Annotated in this window: 14 protein-coding genes; 9 read left to right on the forward strand and 5 right to left on the reverse strand. The window is 70.7% G+C overall.

All coding sequences use genetic code 11. The features are described 5' to 3' along the window. Positions 1-151: 151 nt before the first annotated feature. From ACTHM3_RS12645 to ACTHM3_RS12665, 5 genes are read left to right on the forward strand one after another with little or no spacing between them, the layout of a single operon-like run. Positions 152-1,084, forward strand: coding sequence for a carbohydrate ABC transporter permease (locus tag ACTHM3_RS12645; RefSeq protein ID WP_440406465.1), 933 nt, complete (start codon positions 152-154; stop codon positions 1,082-1,084). Then, positions 1,081-1,950: a carbohydrate ABC transporter permease gene (locus tag ACTHM3_RS12650; RefSeq protein WP_440406466.1), complete on the forward strand. Its 870-nt coding sequence runs from the start codon at positions 1,081-1,083 to the stop codon at positions 1,948-1,950. The genes ACTHM3_RS12645 and ACTHM3_RS12650 overlap by 4 nt, the downstream gene beginning before the upstream one ends. Continuing rightward, positions 1,947-2,741: a sugar phosphate isomerase/epimerase family protein gene (locus ACTHM3_RS12655; RefSeq protein ID WP_440406467.1), complete on the forward strand. Its 795-nt coding sequence runs from the start codon at positions 1,947-1,949 to the stop codon at positions 2,739-2,741. The genes ACTHM3_RS12650 and ACTHM3_RS12655 overlap by 4 nt, the downstream gene beginning before the upstream one ends. Then, positions 2,731-3,711 carry an acetylxylan esterase gene (locus ACTHM3_RS12660; RefSeq protein ID WP_440406468.1) on the forward strand — a complete coding sequence of 327 codons (981 nt, stop codon included), beginning with the start codon at positions 2,731-2,733 and terminating at the stop codon, positions 3,709-3,711. Before ACTHM3_RS12655 ends, ACTHM3_RS12660 begins: the two co-directional genes overlap by 11 nt. Positions 3,712-3,758: 47 nt before the next feature. Continuing rightward, positions 3,759-4,712 (forward strand): hydroxyacid dehydrogenase, encoded by a 954-nt coding sequence (locus tag ACTHM3_RS12665; protein WP_440406469.1) that lies wholly within the window; start codon positions 3,759-3,761, stop codon positions 4,710-4,712. A gap of 21 nt (positions 4,713-4,733) precedes the next feature. Here the strand turns inward: ACTHM3_RS12665 and ACTHM3_RS12670 are convergent, their stop codons facing one another. Further along, complete coding sequence (locus ACTHM3_RS12670; protein ID WP_440406470.1) at positions 4,734-5,867, reverse strand: glycoside hydrolase family 172 protein; 1,134 nt, start codon at positions 5,865-5,867, stop codon at positions 4,734-4,736. A gap of 86 nt (positions 5,868-5,953) precedes the next feature. Between ACTHM3_RS12670 and ACTHM3_RS12675 the strand changes: the two genes are divergently transcribed. Beyond that, positions 5,954-6,922: a LacI family DNA-binding transcriptional regulator gene (locus ACTHM3_RS12675; protein ID WP_440406471.1), complete on the forward strand. Its 969-nt coding sequence runs from the start codon at positions 5,954-5,956 to the stop codon at positions 6,920-6,922. Here the strand turns inward: ACTHM3_RS12675 and ACTHM3_RS12680 are convergent. From ACTHM3_RS12680 to ACTHM3_RS12695, 4 genes are read right to left on the reverse strand one after another with little or no spacing between them, the layout of a single operon-like run. After that, the gene (locus ACTHM3_RS12680; protein WP_440406472.1) at positions 6,919-7,632 is read right to left on the reverse strand and encodes a hypothetical protein; all 714 of its coding nucleotides are present in this window, start codon (positions 7,630-7,632) and stop codon (positions 6,919-6,921) included. The genes ACTHM3_RS12675 and ACTHM3_RS12680 overlap by 4 nt on opposite strands. Next, complete coding sequence (locus tag ACTHM3_RS12685) at positions 7,629-8,510, reverse strand: carbohydrate ABC transporter permease (protein WP_440406473.1); 882 nt, start codon at positions 8,508-8,510, stop codon at positions 7,629-7,631. The genes ACTHM3_RS12680 and ACTHM3_RS12685 overlap by 4 nt, the downstream gene beginning before the upstream one ends. Continuing rightward, positions 8,507-9,451: a carbohydrate ABC transporter permease gene (locus ACTHM3_RS12690; RefSeq protein ID WP_440406474.1), complete on the reverse strand. Its 945-nt coding sequence runs from the start codon at positions 9,449-9,451 to the stop codon at positions 8,507-8,509. The genes ACTHM3_RS12685 and ACTHM3_RS12690 overlap by 4 nt, the downstream gene beginning before the upstream one ends. Continuing rightward, positions 9,448-10,770 (reverse strand): ABC transporter substrate-binding protein, encoded by a 1,323-nt coding sequence (locus ACTHM3_RS12695; RefSeq protein WP_440406475.1) that lies wholly within the window; start codon positions 10,768-10,770, stop codon positions 9,448-9,450. Before ACTHM3_RS12695 ends, ACTHM3_RS12690 begins: the two co-directional genes overlap by 4 nt. 214 nt (positions 10,771-10,984) lie before the next feature. Between ACTHM3_RS12695 and ACTHM3_RS12700 the strand changes: the two genes are divergently transcribed. The 3 genes from ACTHM3_RS12700 to ACTHM3_RS12710 all read left to right on the forward strand — a co-directional run. Further along, a complete protein-coding gene (locus ACTHM3_RS12700; protein ID WP_440406476.1) occupies positions 10,985-13,456 on the forward strand; it encodes a GH116 family glycosyl-hydrolase in 2,472 nt (823 codons plus the stop codon). Then, positions 13,453-15,087 carry a fucose isomerase gene (locus ACTHM3_RS12705; RefSeq protein WP_440406477.1) on the forward strand — a complete coding sequence of 545 codons (1,635 nt, stop codon included), beginning with the start codon at positions 13,453-13,455 and terminating at the stop codon, positions 15,085-15,087. Before ACTHM3_RS12700 ends, ACTHM3_RS12705 begins: the two co-directional genes overlap by 4 nt. 81 nt (positions 15,088-15,168) lie before the next feature. Continuing rightward, positions 15,169-15,526 (forward strand): dihydrofolate reductase family protein (locus tag ACTHM3_RS12710; protein ID WP_440406478.1); only part of this gene is annotated, 358 nt, incomplete at its 3' end.

Genomic DNA, 15,526 nt, shown 5'->3' on the forward strand with positions numbered 1-15,526 from the left:
GCCGCCCCCCGAGCCGGGCGGCTCGCCGCGGCACTCCCCCGCCGCATACGGCTGTGGATCTGGGGTCAACCGCCTTCGAGGGAATCCTAAAGAAGTACGGACGCACCGCCGGGGCGGCGGGCCGTGCCCCGCCGCCCGGTCGCACTCCCCCATGACGACCGACACCGCTTCACCGCCCGCACCGCTCGTCCGACCGGCCCCGCCCCGGGCCCGCCGCCGGATCGGCCGCAACTCGCGCATCGCCTTCCTCTTCGTGGCGCCTTACCTGCTGTTCTTCGTCGTGTTCCGCGTCGTCCCGGCGCTCGCGGCCATCGGCCTCTCGTTCGGCGACTACAACATCGCGGGCAAGTTCTCGTTCGCCGGGATCGAGAACTACCAACGCCTCTTCGCCGACCCGCTGTTCTGGAACTCGCTCGGCGTCACCGCCCTGTACACCGCGGTGGCCGTGCCGCTCAACGTCGTGTTCTCGCTCTTCATGGCGCAGCTCTCGAACCGCTCGATCCGCGGGATGCGGGTCTACCGCACCTTCTACTTCCTCCCCGTCGTCACGAGCCTGGTCGCGGCGGGAACGGTGTGGACGTGGATCCTGTCGGCCCACGGACCCGCCAACTGGTTCGTCGGCCTGTTCGGCGTCCCGCCCATCCCGTGGCTCACCTCGGGCTCGACCGTCGTGCCGTCACTCGGGCTCGTGGGGGTCTGGAGCGGCTTCGGCTACTTCATGCTGATCATCCTCGCCGGCCTGCTCGCGATCCCCCAGGAGTACGGCGAGGCCGCGATGGTCGACGGCGCCAACGCCTGGCAGCGCTACTGGCACATCACGCTGCCGAGCCTGCGGCCCACGCTCCTGGTCGTGGTCATCCTGTCGTTCATCCAGTCCTTCCAGGTCTTCGACCTGATCTACGTGATGACCGGCGGCGGCCCCGTGCACGCCAGCTACTCCCTGGTCTTCTTCCTCTACGACCAGGGCTTCCACTACTTCGACTTCGGCTACGCGAGCGCGGCCGGCGTGATCCTCTTCCTCATCACGTTCGGCGTCTCCGCGATCCAGCGACGCATCTTCGGCGACCAGCGAGGTGAGGCATGACGACCACCGTGATGAAGCCCCGGGCGGCACCGTCCCGAGGAGTCCGCGCCCGGCGCTGGATGCGGCGCTCGCGCTGGATGGCGCACCTCCCGCTGATCCTCGTGGCGGCGGCGACCGCGTTCCCCTTCTACGTGATGATCGTGCTCTCCATCACGCCGCCCGGGCCCTTCGAGCTCCCCGGCTCGCTCCTGCCGAAGGGGATCGACATCGGTCCCTACATCGAGGCGCTCGCGGGGGCGGACCTGCCCCGGTGGCTCTTCAACACGTTCGTGTACGCCACTCTCGGCGTGATCCTGACCCTGCTCCTCGCCTCGCTCGCCGGCTACGCGTTCGCGAAGAAGCGGTTCCGGGGGCGCGATGCGCTGTTCTGGATGTGCGTCGCGATCCTCATGGTCCCCGGTCAGCTGTACCTGATCCCGCAGTTCCTGCTCATCTCGCGCCTCGGCCTGGTCGACACCCTGGTGGGGCTTTTGCTCCCCGGGATCGCGAGCGTCCAGGCGCTGTTCCTCATGCGGCAGTTCATCGGCGGGATCCCGGACGAACTGCTGGAGGCGGCGCGGATCGACGGTGCGGGCGAGTTCCGCATCTTCTTCCAGATCGTCCTGCCGCAGTGCGGTCCGGTGCTGGCGACGCTCGGCATCTTCACGTTCCTCTGGCACTGGAACGAGTTCCTCTGGCCGCTGGTCGAGACGAGGAGCCCGTCCAACTACACCCTGACGGTCGGGCTGAACTCCCTGAAGGGGCAGGACGTGAGCTACAACGCCGAGATGGCGGCGGCCGTCATCACGCTGGTGCCGGTGGTGATCGTGTTCCTGCTGCTGCAGCGGTACTTCATCCGCGGCGTCATGACGAGCGGCATCAAGTGATCCCTCTCGCGTTCTCCACCCTGGGCGCGCCGGACGCGACCGCCGAGGAGATCGGCGATCTCGCACGGACGCCGGGCTGGGGCGGGATCGAGCTCCGCTCGCTGCCGGGCTCGTTCGCCTGGGTCGGGAGCACCGCTGCGGAGCTCGATCGCGCCCGCGCCGCGCTCCACGACGTCGAGATCGTCTGCCTGTCGACGTCGGTCTTCCTTGCGGAGGCCGAGTCCGACGCCGAGCTGGTGCGCGCCCTCGTCGCCGAGGGCGATCTCGCCCGCGCGCTCGGCGCGCCTGCGCTGCGGGTGTTCGCCGGCGCCGGCGACGACGAGCTGCTCGCCCGACGTCTCGGCGCCGCCGTCGACGTCGTCGACCAGGAGCTGTGGCTCGAGACCCATGACGCGCGTCCGACCGGCGCGGCGGTGGCCCGCGTCCTCGAGCGCGTCGACTCTCCCCGGGTCGGCGCCGTGTGGGACATCGCCCACCCGCGGGCGGCCGGCGAGCCGATCGCGACCACGGCGCACCATCTGGCTCCGTGGCTGCGCCTGGTCCAGATCAAGGACGAGCGCCGCGGATCGCGGCACCCGGTCGTGCCCGGCGAGGGCGACATCCCGCTGGACGTCGTGCTCGCGGAGCTCCGCGACCGGGGGTTCTCCGGTCGGCTGAGCCTGGAGTGGGAGCGGCGCTGGCATCCCGACATCGATCCGCTCCCCGTCGCCATGTCGTCCGCGCGCTCGTGGGTCGACGCGGCATCCGCCCGACTCTCCCCTCCTTCCGAAAGGCCGTCCCATGCAGTTTGACCTCCCCCTGGAGGAGCTCCGCACGCACCGACCGGACCTCCCGCGGCCGGACGACTTCGACGCGTTCTGGGACGCGTCGCTGGCCGCCACGCGGGAGCACCCCCTCGACCTCCGACGGGAGCGCGTTGACCTGGGATACGACCCGGTGGAGACCTACGACGTGACCTTCTCCGGCTTCGCCGGCGACCCGATCAGGGCGTGGCTGCGCATACCGGCCGGCGCGGACGGTCCGCTCCCGGGCGTCGTGCAGTTCCACGGCTATCACGGCGGCCGAGGGCTGGCGCACGAGCCGCAGATGTGGCCGCTCGCGGGATTCGCGCACCTCTCGGTGGACACTCGCGGCCAGGGGGGCGGCAACTGGACGGTCGGCGACACGCCCGACCCCCACGGCGGCAGCGGGCCCGAGGCCGACGGCTGGCTGACCCGGGGCATCCTCTCCCCCGAGACCGCCTACTACCGTCGCGTCTTCTGCGACGCCGCCCGCGCGGTCGAGGCGCTCCGCGCCGTCGACGGGGTGGACCCGCAGCGCGTGGTGGTGACGGGGGGCAGCCAGGGGGGCGGGATCGCGCTCGCTGCGGCATCGCTGGTCCCGGACGTGGCCGGCGTCGCGTCGAGCGTGCCCTACCTCTGCGACTTCCGCGAGGCGCTGATGCTGTCGGACGCGACCTCGCTCGGCTACGGCGAGATCATCGCCTTCCTGCGGACCCACGGCGAGCACCAGGAGGCGGTGCTGCGCACCCTGTCGTACCTCGACGTCGCCAACCTGGTGACCCGCGCGACGAGCCCGGCGCTGTTCTCGGTCGGGCTCATGGACACCGTATGTCCTCCCCGCACCGTGTTCGCGGCCTACAACCGGTACGGCGGATCCGCCAAGGACATGGTGGTGTTCGACTACAGCGCGCACGAGGGAGGCGGCCCCCGCCACCTGTGGACCGAGCTCGAATGGGCCCGAGGACTGGTCGCGCGTTGAGCCCGGCGGCTCCACGGCCCCGGGCTCTCCTCAGCATGTCGGCCGACGTGCTGCTCGAAGTGTTCCCCGCTCCGCTCGTCGGCCCGCTCGGGCAGGAGGTGGAGCTTCTGTCGGACGCGCCCTTCACGACGTTGGAGGAGGTAGAGCCCCGGCTCCTCGCCGAGGCCGAGATCCTGGTGACGTCCTGGGGGGCGGCGCAGGTCGACAGCGGGTTCGTCGCGGCGGCGCCCCGCCTCCGCGCCGTCTTCCATGCGGCCGGCTCCGTCAAGGGCTTTCTGCACGAGGCCGCGTGGGAGGCCGGGATCCGGGTCAGCTCCGGCGCTCGGATCGGCGCCATGCCGGTGGTCGAGTACACGATGGCGATGATCGCCCTGGCGTCGCACCGCGTGCTCCCCCTGGCGTCCGCCTATCGACGTGAGGGCTTTCCCCCGGTCCGCGGGCGACGCGGGCGGGCCGACCTGACCGTCGGCGTGGTGGGCGCCTCCCTCATCGGCTCGGAGGTCATCCGTCGTCTCGTCGCCGACGGGTGGGGTGTCGCGGCCTACGACCCGGTCGCGGGCCCGGAAGGGCTCACGCGCCTCGGCGCCGTCCCGCTCGAGCTCGACGAGCTGTGCCGGCGCAGCGACATCCTCACCCTGCACGCCCCGTCCATCCCCGAGACGCGGTGGATGATCGACGACCGCCGGCTCGGCCTGCTCCGCGACGGCGCGACGCTGATCAACTCCGCGCGCGGGAGCCTGGTCGAGCAGTCGGCCCTCGAGCGCCACTGCGCCGCCGGCCGCATCGACGCCGTGCTCGACGTGACCGACCCCGAACCGCTGCCGGCGGACAGCGCTCTGCTGCGGCTCCCGAACGTCTTCGTCTCACCCCATGCCGCGGGGATCCAGGGGTCCGAGATCGCGCGGCTCGGCGAGTTCGTCCTCGAGGAGATCCGCCGCTACCGGCTGGGGGATCCGCTGCGGGGCGAGGTCAGCCATCAGGTGCTGAGCACGCTGGCGTGATCGCCGGGCGCAGGAGTCCCTTCAGCTCGTCGAATCGGGGTGCGCCCGCGGCGGCGTCGCCCCCACGTCCGGAACGGCACCCACCCCCAAGTGCACCTCCATGGAGTCGGCATCCGGCGGCGACGGACGGCGCGCGACGGGCCGGTCGAGGTAGAACCAGGCCGTCGAGGCGATGTCGTCGTGGAGGGGCAGGTAGCGCCAGCCCGACCGCCAGCCGAGGGCCTGGATGTCGACGCGGATGCGCTCGGCGAAGCGGATCGGGTCGGGGATGTGGAAGCGGTACATCCCGAAGCGCTGCTGGCTGTCGTACAGCCCGTCGGGCCGGATCACCTGCGGCATGCCGAGGAACGGCGTCGAGAACGCCGTGTACCCCTGACCCGGGATGTCGAAGTTCCATGCGCCGCCGAAGTAGTCCTCCGTGCCCGTGCCGTTGATGGTCGGGAACTCGTCGTCGTCGTCGAGGTAGAACTTGATCTCGCCCTCGCCCCACCACCCGGCGCTGCGGGATCCCCAGGCCAGATAGGTGCCGACGTACTGCCCCTGCCCCTCGACGCCCTCGAGAAGCACGTGCGGGGTGCGGTCGGGCAGCGGGTCGCTGCGCCGCCACTGGGCGTGCAGGTAGCCCTCGCCCTCCTCGATCTCACCGACCTCGTAGGACACCTGGTAATAGACCGTCGCGTCGACGACGCCGGTGTTCTCGACCGTGAGCCGCCCCGCGGTGCGGAACGGCATCGGCCAGTAGGAGTTGAACCCGCCGTGCGGGTTCGCCGCGATCGGGAGCGAGTCGACCTGCGCGAAGCGGCCCCACCCGTTGCAGAAGAAGTCGCCGTACGGCACCTCGATGGCCGGCTCCGGGGCGTCGTCCCAGTACGCGCGGAGGACGAGCGTGCGCCAGTGGTCGGTGTGCGTGGTGATCCAGATGTGCGTGATGCGCGCGGGCCCCTCGATCGCAGTCAGCTCGAAGGTCTCGCCGGCGCGCACGACGACGCTCGGCGAGATCTTCCATCCCGCTCCGAGGTCGCGCGCGGCCGAAGCCCCCGTGCCGTCGGTGGCGCGGCCGCCCCCGCCGGGGGATCCGTCGAAGTTCTCCGGGCTGATCGAGCGCGTGCGCCGATTGCTGATGGCGGCGATGGTCGCCAGGTCGCGGCCGGTCATGGGCGCGCCCTCCCACTTCTGTAATCGATTTCGCCACGATAGATTCGGGCTCATCGCCCTGTCAACCGGGGGCGGGAAGGACCGGGATGGCCACGATCTACGAGGTCGCCGCGATGGCGGGCGTCTCCCCCGCCACCGTGTCGCGCGTCTTCAACGGACAGCGCGTCTCGCCGGAGCGCGTCAAGGCGGTGCGGGAGGCGGCCGACGCCCTCGCCTTCACCCCGAACCGCGTCGCGCGGACCCTCCGCCGCCAGAACTCCGAGGTCGTCGCCCTCGTCATCCCCGACATCGAGAACCCGTTCTTCACCGCGCTCGCCCGCGGGGTGGAGGACGTGGCGCAGGCCGCCGGCTTCTCCGTGGTCCTCTGCAACAGCGACGGCGACCACGCCAAGGAGGAGCGCTACCTCGACATCTCGCTCAGCGAGAACATGGCGGGAGTCATCATCGCCGCCGCGGACGACCACACCCACGTGCGGCGGCTGCTGGATCGCGGCCGCCCGGTGGTCGCGGTCGACCGCGGTCCGGCCGACGCGCAGGTCGACACGGTGCGGGTCGACAACCGCGGCGGGGGCGCCGCGGCGACGCGCGAGCTGCTCGCCCGCGGCTACCGCCGCATCGCGTGCATCACCGGGCCCGAGCACGTCGAGACCGCGATCGAGCGCCGCGCGGGGTGGGCGCAGGCGATGGCCGGCACCGACCTGGACCTCGACGCGTACTCCCGCTGGTCCGACTTCCGGGTCGCCGGAGGCCGCGCCGCGATGACCGAGCTGCTCGAGCTGCCCGAGCCGCCGGACGCCGTCTTCGTCGCCAACAACCTGATGTCGGTCGGCGCCCTTCAGGTGCTCGTCGAGCAGCGCCGCCTCCCCCCGGAGATCGGGCTCGCCAGTTTCGGCGACCTGCCCTTCTCGACCTTCGCCGTCACCGACATGACCGTCGTGCACCTGCCGGCGCGCAACCTCGGGATGACGGCGGCGCGGATGCTCCTCGACCGGATCTCGGGCGACACCGAGCCGGTGCGGACGGTCGTCCTGAGCAACAGCCTGACGAGCCCCTAGCGCTCCGTCGGCGCGGTCGGACCGCGGACCGCGACCGCCGAGACGACGGCGAGCGGCGCGGGCAGCAGGAAGAGCAGCGTGCCCGAGAGCTCGACCGCGGCCCAGCCGGCGATCACGAGGAGGGCGATCACCCCGAGCACCGGCACCGGGCGGCGGGCCGCCTCGTGCAGCGCTGCGAGGATCGAGCGGGCGCCGCGACCGCCCCGGCCCTCGGCCGCGAGCGGGAGGCCGACGAGCGCCGCGATCGCCAGCAGCACCGTGGTCGCCGCCCCGACGCCGAGCGGCACGAGCGCGGCCCAGGATCCGGTGCGCCCGGCGACCACGAGCGCGAGCAGGGTGAGCGAGCCGGTCACCGCGGGCGGCAGCAGCAGCGTGAGCGCCGGACGGAGGGCGGCGCGGACGGCGGCGATCAGCGAGAACGCGCCGGGGGTGTCCCCGGCGCGCGCCATTGCCGCCTGCCGCACGAGACCCGCGTAGAGGGGACCGGCGAGGAGCGCGAGCAGCATGAGCGAGAGCGGCGTGACCCCGCGGGCGAACCACAGGATCGCACCGGTCGCCAGGCACACCACCGTGCCGCTGACGAGGAACGCGGGCAGCGCATCCCACAGCCGCCGGAGCGTCTCGCGGGCCTCGCCGACGCGGTCGCGCTCTGCCGCCTCGGCCTCCGGGTCCGAAGCCGCCGGCCGCGCCTCCACCTCCGGCGCGCTCATCCGCGGATCCCGCTCTGCGCGATCGAGGCGATGAACGCCCGCTGGAACACCAGGAACAGCACCAGCACCGGAACGACCACCATCGTGACCGCCGCGAACACGACGACCGCGGGCCCGGCTCCCTGCCCCGCCTGCAGCGAGACGAGCCCGATCGGCAGCGTCATGTTGTCGGGCGTGGAGATGAAGATGAGCGGCCCGAAGTAGTCGTTCCACGCGGCCTGGAAGTTCAGGATCACGAGCGCCGAGATCGCGGGCCCCGACAGCGGCACGAGCATGCGGAACAGGATCCACAGGTGACCGGCGCCGTCGATGCGCGCCGCCTCATCGAGCTCGCGCGGGATCGAGTTGAAGTACTGCCGCAGGAAGAAGATCGCGAAGACGTTCACCAGCCCGGGGATGATGAGCGCCGCGAGCGTGTCGACGAGGTGGAAGGTGCGCATGAGGATGAACACCGGGATGATCGTCAGCTGCGCCGGCACCATCAGGGCCGAGAGGATGCCGACGAAGATCCGGTCGCGCCCGGGGAAGCTCAGCCGCGAGAACGCGTATGCCGCGAGCACCGAGGTGATGAGCGATCCCACCGTGACGAGCGTCGAGACGATCAGGCTGTTGAGGAACATCCGGCCGAACGGGATGAGCCCGAACACGTCGCCGAAGTTCTGCACGCTGAACGGGATCGGCAGCCAGTTGGGCGGCAGCGCGAACGCCGCGGGGGCGTCGGTCAGGCTCTGCACGATCAGCCACACCAGCGGCGAGATCATGACGAGGCCGATCACGACGAGCACGATGTCGAGGATGACGTTCCCGCTGCTGACGCGGCGTCGCCGGGACGCGGGGCGCCCGAGCTCGCGGAGCTCGGCGGGGGTCGAGGTCGTCACTGCTGATACACCCACTTCCGTGAGCCCCAGAACTGGAGCACGGTCACGCCCATGATGATGACGAACACCAGGAGGGCGATGGCCGACGCGAATCCGATGTCGAACGACTGGAAGCCGGTCTGATAGAGGTACATGACGATCGACATCGTCGAGTTGTCGGGGCCGCCGCCGGTGATGATCTGCATCGGGTCGAAGATCTGGAACGCGCCGATGAAGGTGATCACCGTCGCGAAGAACAGCGTCGGCGACATCAGCGGGATCGTGACGTTGAAGAAGATCTGGACGCTGCTGGCGCCGTCGGTCTTCGCCGCCTCCACGAGCTCCCGCGGCACCGTCTGCAACCCCGCGAGCATGATCACGAAGGTGTAGCCGATGGTGTGCCAGAAGTCGATGCCGATGATGGCCGGCAGCGACCACGCCGGGTCGGTGAACCAGTTCGGCGAGGGGATGTGGAGCTGGTTCAGGTAGTAGGCCACGTACCCGAAGCTCGGGTCGAGCACGAACTTCCAGAGCAGCGAGACCGCCGCCCAGCTGATGAGGAACGGGAAGAACAGCGACGCGCGCGCGAAGTACGAGACGACGCGGTTGCCGATCCGGTTGATCGCGAGCGCCAGCAGGAGCGCGCCGACGACGTGGGTCACCACCGACGCGAACGCGAAGACGAACGTCGTCAGCAGCACCTTGCCGAGCAGCGGGTCCGAGAACAGCTTGACGAAGTTGTCGAGCCCGGCCGGCTGCGCGGGGGTCAGCAGGTCCCACTTGAAGAAGGCGAGCGCGATCGCGATGAGGAAGGGCGCGCCGATGAAGACGATGAACAGGACCATCGCCGGGCTGATGAAGGCGTACCCCAGCCAGGCGGGCGGCCGGTAGCCGCGACCGCGCGGCGAGGCCGGGCGCCGGCGTGCGGCGCCCGGCCTCGTGTCGCTGACGGCCGCGGTCACAGCAGCCCGGAGAGCTGGGTGTTGAGCGCCTTGAGGCCCGCCTCCGCGGTGACCGATCCGGTGAGGATCCGCAGCCAGGCCTGCTCGATCGCCTGCTGGGTCTCGGCGCCGCGGTTCGGGCCGGGCACCGTGGTCGCGTACGACGCCGCCTTGTAGAGCAGCTCGCTGCCCTTGGGCGCGCCGTTCAGGAACACGTCGGAGAGCGCGACCGAGCGACGGGCCGGGATGTTCGTGCCGCCGGCCTTGGCGAAGGTCTCGCCCGCATCCTTGGTGGTCATGTATTGGATGAAGGTCCAGGCGTCGTCCTTGTTGTCGGACGAGGTGAGGATCGGGTAGGTGTCCCAGCCGATCGGCGTGCCGTTCTTCACCTTCTTCGGGTTCTTGACGATCTGGACCTTGTCGACGATGTTGAGCCGCACCATGTCGATGGTCGGCCACCGTCCGCCGGCGAGCATCGCGAGCTTGCCCTGGGCCAGCTGGGTGGCGGCGTCGAAGGTGCCGCCCGGCTTCGGCGAGTAGCCCTTGTCGACCATCGACTTGCAGAACTGGGCGGCCTCGATGACCGCGTCGGAGGTCACCGTCGCCTTGGTCAGATCGTCGTTGAAGAGCGTCCCGCCGTTGGACAGCACCCACGGGAGGATGTCGGTGAACTGCGCGCTGCCGAACGGCAGCATGAACGCCCCCGTCTTCTCCTTGATCTGCTTGGCCGCGGCCTCGAAGTCGTCCCACGTCCAGTCGTCCGAGCCCGGGAGGTCGACCCCGGCTTTCTGGAACACCTCGGTGTTCGCGTAGAAGCACACGGTGTTGAAGCCGCCCGGCATGAAGTAGGTCGTGCCGCTCACGTTGCCGTGGGTCGAGGTCAGGTCCTTGTAGCCCGGGTCCATGTCGTTGTAGAAGTCGTCGATCGCCGACTGGTTCTTCTTGATGTACGGGTTCAGGTCGACGACGAGCTTCTTCGACCGGAAGACGTTGAGACCCTCCGTGGCGATATCGATGACGTCGGGAGCGGCACCGCCGGCGATGCGCGTCGAGATGGTGTTGGCGAAGTCGGCCCAGCTCTTGGCCGCGATGCCCTGGGGCTCGAACTGGATCTTCGGGTACTTCTTGATGAACTGCGCGAACGACGCCTTCACCGCCTTCTGCTGGCTGGCGTTGCCGTAGAAGACGTAGGTCAGCTTGCTGCTGCCGCCGGCGCCTCCCCCGCCGCCGGAGCACGCGGCGAGGGCCAACGCGGTCAGCGACCCGAGCCCCAATCCGATGGCGCCGCGGCGGGTGAGGTCGGTGTTGAGGAGCGAGCGGGCGGGGTGCGAGGAATCCACGTCGAGTCCTTTGCTGGTCGGGCGACGCGACGCGGCGGACCCGTTCGACCACCGCGTCGAAATCGATTTCTTCGATTATCACGTGACGCCCTCGCCGGTTGTCAAGGGTTCATCTGCGGACGCCCTCGACGACTCGGCGTGACCCCTTGCATTCGGGGACCGATCGCGGCGAAGATCATGAAACCGATTCCATGAACGAGAGGCTCCGCTGACGATGGCGTCCGCATCCACCCCCTTCCGCACGCTCGGCCCCGAGGCCCGCATGGCCGCCTTCCCGCTCGGCGGCATCGGCACGGGCAACGTGTCGCTCGGCTCCCGCGGCGAGTTCCGCGACTGGGAGATCTCGAACCATCCCGACAAGGGCGCCTGGATGCCGTTCACCTTCTTCGCCGTCCGGGTCGAGCCCGACGGCGGGCCGGCCGTCACCCGCGTGCTCGAGAGCCGGCAGCCGCCGCCCTACGAGGGCGACTCCGGCGAGCACATCGGCAAGGTCGCGGGCCTGCCGCGGCTCGCGCACTCGACCGCCGTCGGCGAGTACCCGATCATGACCATCGACTTCCACGACGACGACGTGCCCGTCGAGATCCGGCTCACCGCGTACACTCCGCTGGTCCCCCTCGACGCCGACGACTCCGGCATCCCGGGGGCCGTCCTGCGGTACACGGTGCACAACCCGCAGCAGGTCCCGGTCCGCGTCTCGATCGCGGGCTCGATGACGAACCCGCTCGGCATCTGCGGGCGCAACATGTTCCAGTTCCCGGAGTGGGACGGCGCGCCGAGCGTCGAGCTGCGGTCCGACGGCGACGTCCACGGCCTGTGGTTCACGACGGGCCTGGCCGACGACGACCTCCGCTACGGCACCGCGACCCTCGCGACCCGCGGCGACGTCACCGCGACCCCGATGTGGCCGGTCGACTTCTGGCAGGACGGGGTCCAGCTGTTCTGGGACGCCTTCTCCTCCACCGGCCGGCTCGAGCCCGCCGAGGCCTTCACGCTGGAGGACGCGCCGCGCGAGCGTCTGCCGAAGCAGCGCACCGGATCCCTCTGCGTGGAGCGCGAGATCGGCCCCGGCGAGTCGGCCGACGTCGAGTTCGTGCTCGCCTGGCACACGCCCAACCGGCCGAAGGCCTGGCTCGGGATGGCGGGACTCGCCGACACCCACGCGGACCAGGTCGTGCAGAACCAGTACGCCACCCGGTACGCCGACGCGTGGGCCGTGACCCGCGACCTCGTGGAGCGCCGCGAGCAGCTCGAGGCGAGCACCGTCGACTTCCACGCCGCGCTCTACGGGTCGACGCTGCCGCCCGAGGTCGTCGACGCCGTCACCGCGACCCTCGTGGTGGCCCGCTCGACCACCTGCTTCCGCATCGCCGACGGCACGCCGGAGGGGCGGTTCGCCGGTTGGGAGGGCAGCTTCGACCACCAGGGCAGCTGCGAGGGAACGTGCACGCACGTGTGGAACTACGCGCAGACCCTCGCGCACCTGTTCCCGTCGCTCGAGCGCAACGCCCGGCGCCGCGAGTTCCTGCACGAGACCCTCGAGGACGGGCGGATGCGGTTCCGCAGCAACTCGATCTTCGACGCCGAGCCGCACGAGTTCCACGCCGCGGTCGACGGGCAGATGGGCACGATCGTGCGCCTCTACCGCGAGTGGCGGTTCTCGGGCGACGACGAGTTCCTCCGCGAGACCTGGCCGGCCGCGCAGCGCGCCCTGCAGTACGCGTTCGACTTCTGGGACGCCGACAAGGACGGCGTGCTCGACAGCCAGCAGCACAACACCTACGACATCGAGTTCTACGGGCCCAACTCGCTCGCGAACTCCATGTTCCTCGCCGCGCTCGCGGCGGCGACGCGTCTTGCGGAGCACCTGGGCGACCAGGAGGCGGCCGACCGCTACCGCGCCGCGTTCGAGACGGGATCCGCGAAGGTCGACGAGCTCCTCTGGGGCGGCGAGTACTACGTGCAGCGCATCGACGACGTCGACGCGCACCGCTACCAGTACGGCCTCGGCTGCCTCTCAGACCAGCTCCTCGGCCAGACCCTCGCGCACGTCGCCGGGCTCGGGTACGTGCTCCCCGAGGACCACGTCCGGAGCGCCGTGCAGGCGGTCCACCGGCACAACATGCGCCACGGATTCGACGACTACGCGAGCGTGCAGCGCACCTACGCGCTCGCCGACGACGCCGGTCTGGTGCTCTGCACCTGGCCGGAGGGCGGCCGCCCCCGCATCCCGTTCGTCTACTCCGACGAGGTGTGGTCGGGCATCGAGTACCAGGTCGCCACCCACCTCATCTACGAGGGTCTCGTCGACGAGGGCCTGGAGATCGTGCGCGCCGTGCGCGCCCGGCACGACGGCGTGCGTCGCAACCCGTGGAACGAGGCGGAATGCGGCAACCACTACGCGCGGTCGATGGCCAGCTGGGGCGCGCTGCTCGCCCTCACCGGTCAGCAGTACGACGCGAGCACCGGAACGCTGGTCGTCGCCCCGCGCGCGGAGGCGTTCCTCGACGGGGTCGCCCGGTTCCCGGTCACCACGGGCACCGGCTGGGGCGTCGTCACCGTCGAGGGCGGCGCCGCGCGGCTCGAGGTCCTCGGCGGAGCCATCGACGCCGAGCTGGTGCTCGAGCCCGCCTCCCCCACCGGCACGCAGCAGAACCGCAGCACTCAGGAAGAAGGAACCCGATGAGCACCTACGCTCTCCCCGCTCGGCGCGAGACGCCGGCGACCCCGCCCCGCACGGCGTACCTGATCGCGTCCGGCGACCTCCGCGAGAGGGCGAACGTCGCGGGGTGGCCGACGCAGGCCGCGCTCGAGGCCGGGGTGACGCGGGTGTTCGAGGAGTTCGGGTGGACGGTGATCCGGGCGAACCCGGTGGATCCGGAGACCGGTCACGGCTTCATCTCCAGCCAGCGGATGGGCATGCGCGTCTTCGCCGACATCCCCGCCGACGCGCCGCTCATCGTGGCCGAGGCGGTATGGCAGTACAGCCATCACGTGCTTGCGGGGCTCCGCACGCACGGCGGCCCGATCCTCACCGTCGCGAACTTCGCGGGCGACTGGCCGGGTCTCGTCGGTCTCCTCGGGCTGAACGCGGGCCTCACGAAGATGGGTCGCGAGTACGCGACGATCTGGAGCGTCGACTTCACCGACGACTGGTTCCGCGACGGCATCCGGGAGTGGACCGAGACCGGCCGCATCACCCACGACACGAGCCACGTGCGCCCGCTGCCGGCCCTGCCCGAGAGCGACGAGAAGGCCCTCGGCACGGCGCTCGCGGAGCAGCTGCTCACCGAGAAGGCGATCATCGGCGTCTTCGACGAGGGCTGCATGGGCATGTACAACGCAATCTTCGACGACGAGCTGATCAACGGGCTCGGCGTCTACAAGGAGCGGCTGTCGCAGTCGGCGCTGTACGCCGAGATGCTCCGCGTCTCGGATGAGGAGGCGGCCGAGGTCGGCGCGTGGCTGACGGATCGCGGGATGACGTTCCGGCTCGGCACCGACGACGCGACCGAGCTCACCTCCGGCCAGCTGCAGTGGCAGTACAAGATGTACATCGCCGCGCTCCGCATCGCCGACGACTTCGGGCTCGACGCGGTCGGCATCCAGTACCAGCAGGGCCTGAAGGACCTGGTGCCCGCGTCCGACCTCGCCGAGGGCATGCTCAACTCCACCGACCGCCCGCCGGTGCGCTCGCGCGACGGCGCGCGGATCCTGCACGAGGGCCGTGCCTTCCCGCACTTCAACGAGGCCGACGAGGGCGTGGCGGTGGATGCGCTCATCACTGATCGCGTCTGGCGGGCGATGGGCCTCGTTCCCGACAACACCCTGCACGACGTGCGGTGGGGCGAGCAGTTCGGCGACGAGTTCGTGTGGGTGTACGAGATCTCCGGCTCGGTTCCGGCCTCCCACCTCGGCGGCTGGGATAAGGCCGAGGGATGGCGGCAGGGCACCGTCTTCTTCCCAGCCGGTGGCTCGACCATCAACGGCGTGTCGAAGCCCGGCGCCGTCGTGCTGAGCCGGATCTACATCGCCGACGGCGTGCTGAACGCCGATGTCTTCCGCGGCACCGTCGTCGAGCTGCCGGCTGAGGAGACGGAGCGCCGCAAGCAAGGCACCAACCCGGAGTGGCCGATCGCGCACGTGGTGCTGCACGGCGTGAGCCGCGACCAGTTCATGGCGCAGCACAAGGCCAACCACGTGCAGCTCGTCTACGCCCCCGACGACGCGACCGCCGACAAGGCGCTCATCGCGAAGGCCGCGATGCTCGATCGGCTCGGGGTTCGGGTGCACCTGCTAGGCGACGTCGCGATCTGAGGGCGCCGCTCAAGAGTCTCGCGGGCGCTGTCGATCCACCCCTTGCCCGATCGACGTCCTGATGAGAGGTAGGAACTCATCATGCGACTCACGATCAGCCTGCAGGTCACCCTCGACGGCGTCGCCCAGGCCAACGGCGGCAACGACGAGCGGCTCGACCCCGGCTTCACCCGCGGCGGCTGGGCGGTCGGCGTCGGCGACGCGGAGGCGGCCGGCTACATCCTCGAGACCTGGCGACGGCCGGACGCCTTCCTGCTCGGGCGCAAGACGTTCGATCTGTTCGAGACCTACTGGGGCGCGCGCCGCAGCGACGGGGGCTTCGGGGAGGCCATCAGTTCCCGGCCGAAGTACGTCGCGTCCAGCACGCTGACCGCCCCGGCCTGGGAGCACACGACCGTGCTCTCCGGCGACCTCGCCGCGCAGCTCCGGGAGCTGAAAG

It is taken from the genome of Pseudolysinimonas sp., assembly GCF_051954455.1.
Classification (GTDB): Bacteria; Actinomycetota; Actinomycetes; order Actinomycetales; family Microbacteriaceae; genus Pseudolysinimonas.